Origin of the sequence: Bacillus pretiosus (genome assembly GCF_051294775.1) — a bacterium.
Lineage (GTDB): Bacteria > Bacillota > Bacilli > Bacillales > Bacillaceae_G > Bacillus_A > Bacillus_A wiedmannii.
Genome location: NZ_JBPPHF010000001.1, coordinates 1085794 through 1099814, shown reverse-complemented (window position 1 = coordinate 1099814; position 14021 = coordinate 1085794). Strand labels below are relative to the sequence as shown.

Annotated in this window: 11 protein-coding genes and 2 pseudogenes; 6 read left to right on the top strand and 7 right to left on the bottom strand. The window is 31.5% G+C overall.

Annotated features, from left to right (window positions below; genetic code table 11):
- Positions 1–204 precede the first annotated feature (204 nt).
- Complete coding sequence (locus ACSG5Z_RS05415) at positions 205–2592, bottom strand: RNaseH domain-containing protein (RefSeq protein ID WP_435710925.1); 2388 nt, start codon at positions 2590–2592, stop codon at positions 205–207.
- 304 nt (positions 2593–2896) lie between these two features.
- Positions 2897–3157: pseudogene (locus ACSG5Z_RS05410) on the bottom strand (thiaminase II/PqqC family protein); the annotation flags it as partial.
- A 250-nt stretch (positions 3158–3407) separates the two neighbouring features.
- Here ACSG5Z_RS05410 and ACSG5Z_RS05405 point away from each other — a divergent pair.
- Positions 3408–3857, top strand: a complete 450-nt coding sequence (locus ACSG5Z_RS05405; protein ID WP_435710923.1) for a hypothetical protein — start codon at positions 3408–3410, stop codon at positions 3855–3857.
- A 39-nt stretch (positions 3858–3896) separates the two neighbouring features.
- Here the strand turns inward: ACSG5Z_RS05405 and ACSG5Z_RS05400 are convergent, their stop codons facing one another.
- A complete protein-coding gene (locus ACSG5Z_RS05400; protein ID WP_435710921.1) occupies positions 3897–4574 on the bottom strand; it encodes a hypothetical protein in 678 nt (225 codons plus the stop codon).
- Between the two features lie 552 nt (positions 4575–5126).
- Here ACSG5Z_RS05400 and ACSG5Z_RS05395 point away from each other — a divergent pair.
- Positions 5127–5264 (top strand): DUF3956 domain-containing protein, encoded by a 138-nt coding sequence (locus ACSG5Z_RS05395; protein ID WP_000376554.1) that lies wholly within the window; start codon positions 5127–5129, stop codon positions 5262–5264.
- A 305-nt stretch (positions 5265–5569) separates the two neighbouring features.
- On the opposite strand, the pseudogene ACSG5Z_RS05390 reads toward ACSG5Z_RS05395, so the two are convergent.
- From ACSG5Z_RS05390 to ACSG5Z_RS05380, 3 genes and pseudogenes are all read right to left on the bottom strand, one after another.
- Positions 5570–5752, bottom strand: a pseudogene (locus tag ACSG5Z_RS05390) (hypothetical protein).
- A gap of 396 nt (positions 5753–6148) precedes the next feature.
- The gene (locus ACSG5Z_RS05385) at positions 6149–6523 is read right to left on the bottom strand and encodes an ArpU family phage packaging/lysis transcriptional regulator (protein WP_435710917.1); all 375 of its coding nucleotides are present in this window, start codon (positions 6521–6523) and stop codon (positions 6149–6151) included.
- Between the two features lie 334 nt (positions 6524–6857).
- Positions 6858–8192, bottom strand: coding sequence for an exosporium glycoprotein BclB-related protein (locus ACSG5Z_RS05380; protein WP_435710915.1), 1335 nt, complete (start codon positions 8190–8192; stop codon positions 6858–6860).
- A gap of 1506 nt (positions 8193–9698) precedes the next feature.
- Between ACSG5Z_RS05380 and ACSG5Z_RS05375 the strand changes: the two genes are divergently transcribed.
- Both ACSG5Z_RS05375 and ACSG5Z_RS05370 read left to right on the top strand, forming a co-directional pair.
- Positions 9699–10424: a glycosyltransferase family 2 protein gene (locus ACSG5Z_RS05375; RefSeq protein WP_435710913.1), complete on the top strand. Its 726-nt coding sequence runs from the start codon at positions 9699–9701 to the stop codon at positions 10422–10424.
- A gap of 611 nt (positions 10425–11035) precedes the next feature.
- A complete protein-coding gene (locus ACSG5Z_RS05370; protein ID WP_097917074.1) occupies positions 11036–11566 on the top strand; it encodes a GNAT family N-acetyltransferase in 531 nt (176 codons plus the stop codon).
- A 411-nt stretch (positions 11567–11977) separates the two neighbouring features.
- Here the strand turns inward: ACSG5Z_RS05370 and ACSG5Z_RS05365 are convergent, their stop codons facing one another.
- On the bottom strand, positions 11978–12157 hold the full coding sequence (locus ACSG5Z_RS05365; protein WP_097890171.1) for a hypothetical protein: 180 nt from the start codon (positions 12155–12157) through the stop codon (positions 11978–11980).
- Between the two features lie 138 nt (positions 12158–12295).
- Between ACSG5Z_RS05365 and ACSG5Z_RS05360 the strand changes: the two genes are divergently transcribed.
- Together ACSG5Z_RS05360 and ACSG5Z_RS05355 are read left to right on the top strand one after the other, a co-directional pair.
- Positions 12296–12517: a hypothetical protein gene (locus ACSG5Z_RS05360; RefSeq protein ID WP_000807684.1), complete on the top strand. Its 222-nt coding sequence runs from the start codon at positions 12296–12298 to the stop codon at positions 12515–12517.
- Positions 12518–12597: 80 nt separating this feature from the next.
- Entirely contained in the window at positions 12598–12897 is a 300-nt protein-coding gene (locus ACSG5Z_RS05355) for a hypothetical protein (protein ID WP_097917075.1), read from the top strand.
- Positions 12898–14021: the final 1124 nt, after the last annotated feature.

Genomic DNA, 14021 nt, shown 5'->3' with positions numbered 1-14021 from the left:
CTCATTCCTTTCAAATTTCTTTTGAATCAATTCATATTGCTTTTCCATATGATGTAGATTTTGTATTTCTAAAAAATATCTTAATCCTGTATGTAAATAAAGTAAATACATAAAAGAAAAGATACATGACAAAGGATATCCTTATTTACATGAAAAAATGACAAATCCTGATCAATATAACGAGCAGGATTTGTCTACTATTATTTAAAGCAAAATAATTGAATCTTTCTTTTCTATTTTCATTATATCTACATCCAATTCATCATCAAACTCTTTAAACTCTCTTGCATCTATATCAGTCCTATAGCTCTTTATTACTTTCGCCATATGCATAGAATACGGCATATGTATATTTTTTTCCTGAAGCATACTTGAATTACAGCACATATAGTGTACCATTTTAGCGATATAATTCCTTTCTACAGGTTTTACACCTAGCGTTAATATTTCAAGTATGTATCGCTGCAATGTTTCACTACCATTTTGTGAATACTCGCCAATGCTATAATACATCCCTTTTTGATCTACATATAAACTTGTACCTTCAGGAACATCATCACGTTCTATCACACCGTATTTTGGTGTATCAAAAGATGTATTTATTCTTATAATGTTTAAATTAGGGACCTTTAGCGCATCAGGAACAATCTCCGGTAAAATATCTATATCAATTTTTTTATTTTGTAACTCTTTTATCCAATATTTTCTTAAATTCGCATCAATAATAAAATATACTTGCTCATTTTCCTCTTTTGCATGTTGTAAAATTTCTGTTAATGTTTCAGAAACAAATTGTTTAAATTGAATTCCCATATCATTTCTTTTTGAAGGCTGCGGTAAAAAGGCATTATGTTTATTTATATTTAATAATAAACGATCAATCGTTTGCCAATCTGTATTCCCATATAATTTATATGAAATTTCTTTTCCTTTTATTTGTGAAATAATAGGTAAGAAATCAAATTTCGATATTCGTTCAATTGATAAATTAACATATGTACAAGGTAAATTTATCTTATTCCAACTACGTTTCAAAAATCCTTTTTGTTCTAATAAAGTAAGGATACAATTAATAATTGTTTTACGGGTTACACTTTGCCCTATAAATAAATTAATAAATGCTGAAATACGGTTAGTTCGTGCAAACCCTTCTCTAACGATTTGCTTTGGATCAATTTTTTCACGCCCATCACAATTTTCCATTGCGATTAACGCCAATGTCGCATCATTGCGCTCACCTGCAGTAGCATAAACCGCTTTCATAACATCCTCTACTAAATTTGATTTGTATTTCTGACAATATTGCATTTTATATGGATTTTGTAATACTTTTTCAATATTATATCTTACTATTTTTAACAATACTGGAGAATCTGCATTTAATACATATAACGACTCATCGATTTGAGCTAACACAATTTCACTTTCAAATAACGCTTGTTCAACTTCCAACGATATTTTTTCAGACCATATTTCTAACGTTATAGTCTCTAATCCTTTTGGTGCAATTAAAGGGAATAATTCATTTTCATTATTTGTTGCTAGTTTCTTACATTCTGGTAGTAATGTGAAATCAGTGAATTTTTGCTGAAACCCTTTAAATAAATACTCTCTTTCCTTTACTTTTATACCAGGTTTTATTTTAGTACCTTGAACTTTATATATTCTCTCATTGTATGGAAGTAACACCCTAAGATTTTCTCCTAGCATATAATCTTTCGGATATTGAAGGATATGCTCTAATTCAACTTCTCCCCCTATATGAAAATCATCTTTTAAATTTCTAAATATCTTTATCCACTTTATACCGTTTGTAGCTTGCTGTACTTTTAGTTTTACAAACCGAACCTTTTTATTATTCGATGCAAATTCTGGAGTAGAAATTAAAATCATGCCTCGTTTTCTTCTCAAAAGCAAAGGAATATCTGGATGGTTATATTCTTGATAAAACCTCCGAATTCCTATTGAAACATTTAATAACGGAATATTTTCGCCTCCGCGCGTGATACATTCATACCGATATACATAGGCGAAATAATCTTGAGTTTTTTCATCTTTAATAGGCTCTGACATTGCCTCACAAATATTTTGTGATCTAAGAGGAGAAAAATACATATCTTCTTCGTTGATATTCTCTAATCGTACAGGTTGTTCACAAAAAATATGTGAAATTAAAGCAGGCACCCACTTAGAATATATTTCATTATCATGTAGTACTGTTAAATTAGAAATTAAATCGTAATGCCATTCATATTTTGGCGATTCTATTAATTTATTAGGTTTCCAATCATGAATAATCTCATACCAACTTTGAAAAATATAATCAAGTTGTTCTTTTCTAATAGGTTCTTTACATACAATCCATGGTGTATTTTCATTTAATACATATGGATTATGCTGAATAAATAATATATCAGAAAACATATCATATAATCTTTCATTCAACCGTTTCAACTTACTTGTTAATAAAAATGTCTTATAATGTATCTCTACAATATCAAGCCATTCAATAGGAAAATATATAAATGATACGCTTTCATTTAAAAGAGGTTCTACTATATTTTCAAATGTTAACAACTTTAATTTTTCCATAAAATGATTACTTCCTTTCTTCATTTTTCTTGATCAAAAAAAAACTAAAGTATTATCAAATAATCTAATTATTTAAAAGAATAACAAATACTACTTATCCGATTAACGTATTAATGAAATGACTCTTATAAAAGTTAAAAGCAATTATCATACATAGCCCTCCTTATACATCCTAAATACATTACATTCGAATTATACAATATAAATTGCGTATTGTATTTGAGATTTACAATAATTTTACAAAAGAGTATAAAAAGAGGTATTGCCCATACATATGTATAGCAATACCTCTTTTCTTTATCACTATTACATTTTTCACTTCTGTATTCACTGACCACTTTTCTAATGTATAAGCCATTTCCCAAAATAAATATTCATATTGACTGCTAATAAAATGCTGTTTCTTTCGCTTGCGGTCAGACTCTGTCACTTTTTCAGCGATCGTATCTAACCGTGTAATTTGCTCTTCAACTAATGTACGGAACCAATCAGATTCACAAGTAGAAAGCCAATCATTTTAAATTGGCTCTTCTGGCTGACGCTCTTTTAAACATTCATCAATTTTTCGTTTATCATCATTTTTACTTTTGAACTTTTCACCGAATAATGCCACTGTTAAACCTGCTGCTGGAACGAGTAGTAATTCAATCATTTTCTCCACTCCCCATATACCCTTTATAAGGGTATATATCCCTTATTTTTGGAAGACTCCCGTACATGTTCTATGTCAATGACCAGTAAATACCCTACAATTCCACGTTGGTATTCTCCTATAGTTTGATTCTCCTATAAAAAACAAAGGAGGTGACACTATAATGCTATATAGAGTGTGGGATCATTTTATAGAATTATGTAGGTATACTAGAAATATTTATGTATTTCTTGGATTATTTATTGCCGGCATCATTTTCATGAAAGCCAGTCTTTCTAGCATCGGCATATTACCTGGTAATTTTAGTGAATTATTCTCATATTACTTTTTACATCCTGTTAACCATATTCATGGTATGTTTGGAAGCCTAATTACAGAGATTATTTGCTTTATATTAGGCAGTTCGCAAATTCATTTTTCTCAAACGGAAGCAGATGAATTTGCACCATGGGTTTCTATAGCAACATATTTATTTGGTTTTCTACTAGGTGTTGCTGGATTAACATTTTTAATTATTGGGATGTCCTTATTGTTGACGCTTCTAATCATTGGAGGAGTTCTATTCGCTATCTTTTGGGTTCTTACTACATCTAATAACTCTAGAAGCTATTGAAACAAAGGTAATAAAAAGCACCTGAATGGGTGCTTTTTATTACCTTTTTACTAACTTCTTTACTTTTTCAGGGATTAAGTGACTAATTAACACTTTTTCTACGTCAGTTTCATATGTCTTTATCTTCTTAAAACCTTCTTTATATATAGTAACTGAATAATGAATAAAGTTTTCCGACAGGCGAATATCTTCACCATTTCCAAAGGTTTTTATATTCCCTGATATATAATGCTCATATCTCCGCATTTCTTCAATAAATTTCTCTAATATTTCTTTCTCTTCTTTAGTTAAATATATTGCTATTACTTTATATGATTTATCTAACTTCCAAAAATGTTCTTCTAATAGTCTCGCCTTTTCATTGGTTAATTTGATGAATTTCTGTTTTGATTCTTCAGTTACATACACTGTAGTGTAATCTCGCTTTGGCGGTTGATGATGGGGGGCCTTTTCTTTCAAATTTAGGGTCTTCTCCAATTCAAAACTGCCTTTTTCAGAGCAAAAATATTCAATACTTTTCATTGCTACTGATGATTTTTGAAGAAAATCATTTAAAGCTTCTACCTTCATTTTCAAGAAAAATTCCGCATACCAACGATTATCTTGTTTTTTATTATTAAAATACATAACAAATAGGGTACTAATACTTGTTATAAAAGCAACTACGATTGCTGATTCTCCCGGGGTTATACTGGTCAAATAAAATTCTCCTTCCACAAAGTAATTACCAAACCATTTTATTCCATTATAAATTTCGTTTCCATTATAATGATATATGAAAATTTATATTTCTTTTGAACCTAGCAAATACATACTTGACTCGGTAAGAGACATAAAAGCCCTGCCACCTCACGTTCGAATTTCTATATTTCCAGGGTTTCACTTCTTATGCTTATAACTAAATGAATCTTATAACAATTATTTCTCATTTATTTGTTACGAATTTCCTTTCGGCTTGTATATAACCTTGTAAGACAAACAACAAATTCAAAAGGAGACGAATCATGAAACTAAAAATCAAAACACCACACGAATTTAAATCATACCTTTACATTTCGCCGGAGTTTGTTAGTGCTATTGGAATATTAATAACATCACTTCACCTAGCAGGAATCATTTGATTCTTGCTTCTTTATTTTGGTTCGTTGTGTTCGTTTGTTTTGTTTAAATAGGTTAATCTATTAATTCTATTAAATCCATCAGTTCAACTATTACATATTAACGTTTCCTTCATATACTATAGTAGATTGTTAGAAAGGAGGCGTAACCATGGATAGTTGCGTTGTGTTTGTAAACGGACAACCTTTTTTAGTTCTTTCGGTAGCTGGTATCGAAATTGCTAGATTAGAGATTTCTCTTCAAGTAGCATTAGCTTTAAGAGTGCTTGGAATACCAATCTGCGATTAATTACCGTACCAATAAAAAAGAGGGCATTAGCTCTCTTTTTTATTTTCTCGCTATCTTTCCTTAATAACAAAAAACGCTAACCAAGTTCATGGCAGCGCCTACGATAATTACTATTTATTTAATCCCTTCTCCATATTATCTACTACAGTTTTAATTAGTTGTCTTTGTTTCTGTTTTTCTCGCTTTTAAAGTAGCGTAGATAACTGCTATCCCCACACAAACACATGTTATTTTAATTACGTTGTCTAATACTAGTGATGATCACGTTTAGAAATCAAACACATAATCAACCTCCTGTTAAATGGTTATTCATCCTTTCTTCTGCACAATTCCATCAGTTGCTCCATTTCCTTCCTTACCGATTCATCTAAACTTCTTCTATGTAATTCTGCCTTTTTATTTTCTTCAGCTCTAAAACCAAAATAGAATAACCCACAAGTAATGAATGATCCTACAACAAATCCTACAAAACACCCTAGTCAAAACATAATGTACCTGCCCCCTCTGAATTGATTTCGTGATTCCTCTATAACAAACACCTTAAAAAACTTAATTATTTGCTATATTAATACATTATGCAATCAATTAGACAAGCAACATTACCAGACTCAATAAGCAACACAAAAGCCACGACACTTACGCAACGTGGCTGAATATATAAATTCAATTGGTCTTTTCTTCTTTTTTATTCTCCGTCTATTCCGACCGAGTAACGTTTTGATAAAGGGGCTATGATCATTGATTATGAGCGCATAGATACGTTATCCCCACTTTATGCTCTTTTCAAAGAACAAGTAATTGTAGGAATATCGTATCGCTGATTTGAATGTAAAAAGGTACCCGATTTAGTGCCCAAAACAGTGCCCAAAAAATTCTATTATTTTTTATATCATACCTAATGCTGTAGCCAAATTAACGATTCCAGATTTTCGTTTTCTATAAAACTTTCCTCGTTTCATACCAAGAACAGTATAAATATAATCATCATTCAATTCTTTAATGCTCATATACTTCATTTCAAGAATCCTTTGTTCATCCTCATCGAGAGCTTCCTCAAAAGCTCGTTTTAACTGTCTATACTTCAACTCATGTTTGTCCACTTGCTTTAACTCAGGAAACAGCCATTCTGCTCCCAATTCCGTTCTTTCTTGCTGATTTTGGAATCTAATACGTAACACTCTGTATTTCCGCAACTCTTCTATCACGAAAGGGCGGATTTCTTTCTCCTCTATATGCTTGAAAAATGATAATTGGTCCAAATATAATCCTCCTACGTCTCAATCCTTACATATATAAGGCTAAAACTTTAAATATTTTAGATATATACCTTTATATGTGTATGAAATTAGTTTGTAATCCACAATCTGCCGTAAACCTTGATTTTTTACGTCTATTATTATGTAATTTACTAGCAGTGATCATTTAATTTAACAAAATCTCACCAGATTCTCTAAGCATATTTAATGGTTTTCACCAGGCATAAAGTATAAAAACAATTAAAAAAAGAGACTGTCTTCAAAAGTTAATCTGTGGATACTTTTTTGACAATCTCTTTTTTATATCAAAATTTTCAACTACAAAACTTACAAGTGATTATACGAATGTTATACCTGCACTTGCAAAGCCTGTAATAGCAGTAGCTATATCAAAACCAGGTGTAGTTGATGAAACAACAAGTAATATCTTATCTTGTGGAGCGACCGCAATTGCTTCTCCGACAATGCCACTTGAAGTAGCACCGATAGCAATTAGACCACTAAATGCTGGTGTTAATAGTAATGGTACACCTACTGGAGTGAAAGTATTACTTGCTGCTGGTGCGCTGTACAACTGCATTTGAATTTGTATGCTTCCTAATGCTAAAGCAACCGCTACAGTTACACTAAAGAACCCTGCTAACGAAGTAATTGTACCTGCGCGAGGGGCTACAAATGCAAAATCAAATACTGGAGGTACAGGACCTATAGTAATTGGACCACCAGGTGGGACAATTACAGGGAAGAATGAACTTCCAAATCCAAGAAGTGCTCCTGTGTTTGCTAACCCACCTAAAACAGTTGCTAATGCTACTGGTCCACCTGATGCAAACGGAATAACTGCTCCAGCTCCCGTTGCTCCTGTTAGACCTGTTGCTCCTGTTAGGCCTGTTGGACCTGTTGCTCCTGTTGCTCCTGTTGCTCCTGTTGCTCCTGTTGGACCTGTTGCTCCTGTTGGACCTGTTGCTCCTGTTAGACCTGTTGCTCCTGTTAGACCTGTTGCTCCTGTTAGACCTGTTGCTCCTGTTAGACCTGTTGCTCCCGTTGGACCTGTTAGGCCTGTTGGACCTGTTGCTCCCGTTGGACCTGTTGCTCCCGTTGGACCTGTTGCTCCACCTCCAGGACCTGTTGGGCCTGTTGGACCTGTTACTCCACCTCCAGGACCCGTTGGACCTGTTGGGCCTGTTGGACCTGTCGCCCCTGGCGTAGCATTGATTAATTGAATTAATAAATTAAAAAGAAGTTGTAAAGTGGCAGAATCAACATTTGAGTTGCAGGATATAGGGATAAGATCTAAAGCGAAGAAGAATTGTGCAAGGGCGCTATAAAATTGTTGCAATAATGTAGACAATTGTCCTAAATTAGGAGCTGGAGATTGTAATAAAACTAAAATACTTTGAGTTAATTGTTTCAAAAAATTAACTTCTGGGGAAGGTAATAAGGAATTTAAGAAAATTAAAAATTGATTAAACAAATTGAATAACGCTACTCTGTTTGCATCACTTGGATTTGCAAAAAATGCTGAAATAGCTGATACTAATGAGTTTAGTAAAGCAATTAATTGACTTAATTGTTCCCTAGTAATAGGAACTGACTGTGGATTTTTACAACAATCTGCTGAAAAAACAATCGGATTGCAGTTATTATGATCAAAACAATCATTATGTTTCATTTATTTCCTCCTTATTTAATAATTTTGAGAGAATACTCTTATACTAAGAAACACTCAATTGTAATAGTGTTGAATATTTTTGAATATTCATTTTCCTTAGAATAAAAATAGTTACTAATAATTAAACTATAAAAATTCAGTTTAATTACTTTCACAACTCACATAATATAAGTATACGCATCTATTTATCTAGTGCTTAGATTAATTTCCTAATAAAAACGCATATTTTTAAAGGAATACATTATTACTCCTATCAACGTGTTTATTTTATCAATAAATGAAAAGACATATTAATTTATAAGTTCAATAATTCCATTCTAGAGTAATATCAAATGAAGTTTTTTGAAAAAGTTTAACCCTCACAACCTAGTTGTTTGTATCATGAGTTTCTAATAATGCATTGTATTTTCCATTAAGAGCTAATCATTTTGCTTTTGCCGACTAATTTTTATTTCTTTGTAACAACTTATACTCATCTTACATACATTATCTTGAATCCTTACTTTTCAAACCATTTAATTGTTCATGACTCACAAACATTAACAATATTTGAATGGTGTACTGATTCATAGAAGAGTACCATATAATGGTGCTCTTTTTTATTTCAAAAATTTTATATGAAATCTGTATACTTTTTTGACCAATTTCCAATAAAATTTCTTTAAACCTTAAATAATATCATTGATTATTTACTCCGAGAAAAGGAATTTTTTGAAGTCCCCTTTTTTAATACACTAAATATACTTTAAATTTTGATACATACTTTAAATACAGAAACTTCTAAGACATTTCAGTTAATATTTCTTTAAGATTGGAGCAGTTAGCTTTTGCTAGCTGTTTTTTTGTTGATCATTCTTTTAAGAGGAACCAGTTATATGCATAATAGCTCAAATAAAATCCATACTATATTTAGGTTAGGTCTTAAAATCTAAAACCCTTATTCCAAACTTAGACCTAATTGATCGCTCCTCTCCCTTCCCTGGGGCTAAGTAGCTAGCTTTTGCTAGCTATTTTTTTGTTCTTATCATTCTATTTATTACATATATCTACAACGTAGCTCATTTTGTTCAAAGACAGAGTTACCTCCTAACTTTAGAGCACTATAAATATGTGCTCTTTTTCATTTCCTATAAAGTAAAATTTTGTATAAAAGATACACACTTAATCGAAAATAACTTCATAAAATATTATGTGTTCCTTTCTTTATAAATTGAAATAGTCTTTACAAAATGAGCCTCGTCACGAGAGCACTTTATTAAGTGCTCTTTTTTATGTTCTAAATTAATACAAAATGAAATTTTTATTTAAATGTGTTTACACAATTTTTTTACATATCTTTTTGGGTTTTAAACTCATTTAAATTAATACCTAAGAATTATTAGGATAAGCAACATATTATAATAAAACAAAAAAGATTTTATCCATTGTTAAACGGAGGTGTTTCTAATTAGTACAACTTTAATTTCACATTTTTACAATGAAGAGTATTTACTCCCCTGGTGGTTAATGCACCACACAAAACTATTTGATCATGGCATTCTTATTAATCGTGGATCTACTGATCGTTCGGTTGAAATATGCAAATTATTTGCACCTCATTGGGAAATCCGAGATTCAAAAGTATTAGAGTTTGATGCCTTATTAGTTGATCAAGAAGTAATGGAAATAGAAAAAGAAATTACGGGATGGAAAATGGTTTTAAATACCACTGAATTTCTTTGCTGTGTTGATAAGGAAGCCTTTTTCACTTCTCTTGCTACTTTAGGGAAAAACATGTATTCCATTAGGACTATTCTAATGGTGGATGAACCTTTTCACGGTTATACCAATCCGAGATACGGCATTCCCCTTGTCAAACAGCGTTACCATGGGATAATAATCCATCCTACTCCACCTGCCCCATACTACGGTGGCAGATTCCTCCACAATTACTCGCAAGGTAACTATTCGGCGGGGCGACATTGGTCGTTTCATCCATTTACCGTTTACATGTATCCTGCTTTCGTTTTAAAATTCTTTTACAGCCCATGGAATAAAGCTATGAAAAATCGAAAATTACAAATTGGTCCGACTCTTTCTAGACATAGCATCCAGCATGGCTTAGGTACTCATCACCTAGCAACGCTTGATGAATTAGAAAAAAAATATCTATTCTTTGCAACTTCAACTATTGATCTTCGATTACTCCCAGAATATCAAGCTTTATTTCCAGATTTATATTTTCCTAACTAGTAATCCATCAAAAACATTTTGAAACTTTCCATACGTTCTTTACTTTTAAGTAAGAGCCATTCCTTATTAAAATAGTGTTTTTGTTAAAATCTTTTCACATTTAAATTGGACAAGCATATATTATTGTATCTCCTCTTTTCTTTCATAGAATTTTACATTTGTTGAGACAACACCCCTTTCGGATGTTGTCTTTTTTCTTATGCATAAAATAAGAATTTTGTTCATTTTTAGCTTTCAGAATGAATCTGAATCCCACCATCTTTTTCAATTTATTCCCATATTTCTGCAAGTGTCATTTCTTCAACAAATTTCTCTTTCATTTCTTTTCATGCCCCTTTCTATTTCAAATAACTATTTTATTATATTCCTTGCACTTTTAAATGAGACAAGCATATGTTATAGTATATTGTTTCATCACTTATATACACTTCCTTTTTTCAAGAGTACATATTCGATATGTACTCTTTTTGCATTACTATAAAATAACACTTTTGTTCAATTTAGTAATTTCTTATATAATGGAAGTTAACTAATCCAGAAGAGACTGAATTATGCGCAGATATCAATATTTTTAATCTACCCATCACAACAACATAATGGAGGTAAAAGTATTGATTACAGAATTACAAGCACAAAGATTACATTTAAGACAAATGAAGGAATCTGATTCATTAAGCATGCTTAAAATATGGTCTAATCGTGACGTTACAAAATTCATGAATATAAGCAATTTCACTGATAAAAACCAAGCAAAAGATATGATTCATTTTCTCAATGAACTTGCTCAAAATAACAAAGCTCTCCGTTTTACTATTATTGAAAAAGAATCTAATCAAATTATCGGTTCATGTGGCTATAATTTCTTAGATTTCGAAAACTCAAAAACAGAGATTGGTTATGATATTTCGAAAACATTTTTGGGCAAAGGTTATGCTCCTGAAGCGATTTCTGCTCTATTAGATTACGCTTTTACACATCTGAAACTAAATCGTGTCGAAGCAAAAGTTGAACCTAAAAATGTGAACTCTATAAAAGTATTACAAAAATTACAATTCACTTTTGAAGGGACTCTAAGAAAAAGCGAAAAATCAGCTGGAAAGCTTATTGATTTAAATATTTATTCGAAATTAATAACCGATTAATTTTAATCACTCAGCCTATACTATATTTAAGTATAGGCTTCTTTAATTTTTATACAAAATTCAAATTTGGTCTTTATCAAAAACTTCAATATCATGTAAAACCTGCGTAAAGATTACTGCGATCCAAACTACCCACCAGATAAACGTTATATAATGCACTTGCAAATACCCGATTTGCGCAATACTTGCTTTCCATACGGCTTATGCTTGAGTGCTTGGAGAAACACTAGACTTTTTTGATTTTTCTCATATCAGTTGACCCCGTCCATTTCCCTTCACGTTCCCACTTCTTCTTGAGTTTTCCAACATAGGTAAAGCTACACTCATACGTAATGCTGATTTCCTTATCTGGAATCCCCTCTTGATTTATACGATACGGTTTCCCTCCGTTCGATCTACTCTATTGAACTTTTACTTCATTTCCTTTTTACATTCTTCAAGAAAATCGATAGCCTCTTGAACCTGTTCTTTTGTTGAAAGTAATTCCATCACATTGCCCTCTGTGTTAAATACATGAATTTGTCTTTCCTTGTACTCCATCCCTAACATCCCATCATCACCTAAAAGCTTTACGTTATCTTCCTTTTTCAAAACCTCGCTTTCTATTCAAAGTATTATTTTATAAACATATTAACTAGCAAAATAATTAGTATTATTAAGCTATTACTCCAATCATTCTATTTAATTTATACATATTTTAATAGTAAATCGAGGAAAGGAGGTTTTTATATGGCTGAGCATACAAAATGTGTATGTGAACAATTAGAAAGATTACAGTTAGGTACAGAAGTAGATGTTTTCCTTACAGGAACAACACTAGAGGATCTTATTTTTACTAACTTTAATCCAGATAATTTTTGTGTAACATTTGTAGACAACACAACAGAACCTGGCTCTATAATTGTTTTGGACTGTCGTGATATTCAAGCGCTTAGAATTGAAGCTGAGTAGAGTAAAGATGGGGCTTTGAAAAAAGCCCTATTTCATACAGCATATTTCAATATAAATTATAAAATAGAGGAGCCGGAAAAATGTCAGTTTTCATCAACTATGCTATTACTCCCAAAGTATTCAATCCTAATCTAACATCTCTTCCAAATAACCGAATTTCTTTTATCCCAACCCCAAAAGAGAGTTCTAAAAATATTTGTTATCTTTTAGAAACATTTTACTTAGGAAAAAAAATAAAACAGCTGTTAGTTAACGGCACAATATTAAAAGCTTCTATATTTGTAGGATTCCATAATAGATTCGGCCTTGCTACATTTATAGATGAAAGCGGAGATATCACTGTAGTTAACTGTGAGCGTATTGATGCGATTGTGCTTTAATTGTGAATTTATATGTGAATAATAATCATTATTTTCAAGATAAACGTGTAGTTCTTACACATAACGCCAGTAACTGTTACTATAAGAGACTAGGTCTGTAGGACACTAATATATAGTTCTTTTTTTTAGGCTCAACCGAATAAAATTCAACATTCCGTTAATAATAAAAATACAGTTTCTAAATTCCCTTCATACCCGAGGGCTTAGCGGCTAACTTTTGTTAGCGGCTCTTTTTATGTTTTACACGAATAAAAATCTAAATTTTCCCGATACTATATAAGACTTTATAAAGTTAGCTTTAAGTTCTTCCCACTCTAGCTTTCTTGGTCGAGAGCCGAGCGGTTAGCTTTTGCTAGCTGCTCTTTTAATTACACATTTTTGTCTTAGCACTCATATAATACTGAGAATTAAAAAATCATTTCATGTTTAAAGGAAAAGTATTCTTTTTCATTACTCCACTCCCTCTTTAAATAACACTGTTTGAATAGATTTTTAAAGAGGGAATACATTTAATAATCTTGGTTACACTGTAAACAGGCTCGTGAATAGCCAATTTTACTAATACCTACTCTATGTCTATTACCTTGGGCCGAGCAATTAGCAAAAGCTAATTGCTCTTTTATATTGAGTTAATAATAAAATTTAGGTCTTATTCCTTTTCTACATCATATATTTTTAACCTAACCATCCAGCTCAAAGTGTTACCTCCTATCTTAAAGAGCACTGATGCATGGTGCTCTTTTTAGTTTCCTTATTTCTACAAAATGAAATTTTTATACAAAATACACACAACTAAATTCACATAATTTCATATGATATATTGCATCATTTCTTTTTAGAATGGATAGTCGTTACAGAAGGGCGCTTTCCGAAGCGCTCTTTTTTAATATCCCCTGCACTAAATAATTTTTGAATTATATCTTAATTTCGAGAACACTCACAAGTCATAGGTTTACAATAAGTCTTGGTCAGAAGAGCACTTATATATGGTGCTCTTTTTGGTATGGAATTTAAAATAGAGGCTTGCTCTTAAAACCTATTATGTAATTTTCATAGGTTTTTTCCTTACACCCCTGTGTCTGTTTACTCATAAGTTGTTAAAGTATAAATATAAATTGATAGTT

Excerpts from the sequence above, each read along its gene's own strand:
- ACSG5Z_RS05415 (WP_435710925.1), bottom strand. The coding sequence starts at position 2,592 with ATGGAAAAATTAAAGTTGTTAACATTTGAAAATATAGTAGAACCTCTT.
- ACSG5Z_RS05405 (WP_435710923.1), top strand. The coding sequence starts at position 3,408 with ATGCTATATAGAGTGTGGGATCATTTTATAGAATTATGTAGGTATACT.
- ACSG5Z_RS05395 (WP_000376554.1), top strand. The coding sequence starts at position 5,127 with ATGGATAGTTGCGTTGTGTTTGTAAACGGACAACCTTTTTTAGTTCTT.
- ACSG5Z_RS05380 (WP_435710915.1), bottom strand. The coding sequence starts at position 8,192 with ATGAAACATAATGATTGTTTTGATCATAATAACTGCAATCCGATTGTT.
- ACSG5Z_RS05375 (WP_435710913.1), top strand. The coding sequence starts at position 9,699 with ATGCACCACACAAAACTATTTGATCATGGCATTCTTATTAATCGTGGA.
- ACSG5Z_RS05360 (WP_000807684.1), top strand. The coding sequence starts at position 12,296 with ATGGCTGAGCATACAAAATGTGTATGTGAACAATTAGAAAGATTACAG.
- ACSG5Z_RS05355 (WP_097917075.1), top strand. The coding sequence starts at position 12,598 with ATGTCAGTTTTCATCAACTATGCTATTACTCCCAAAGTATTCAATCCT.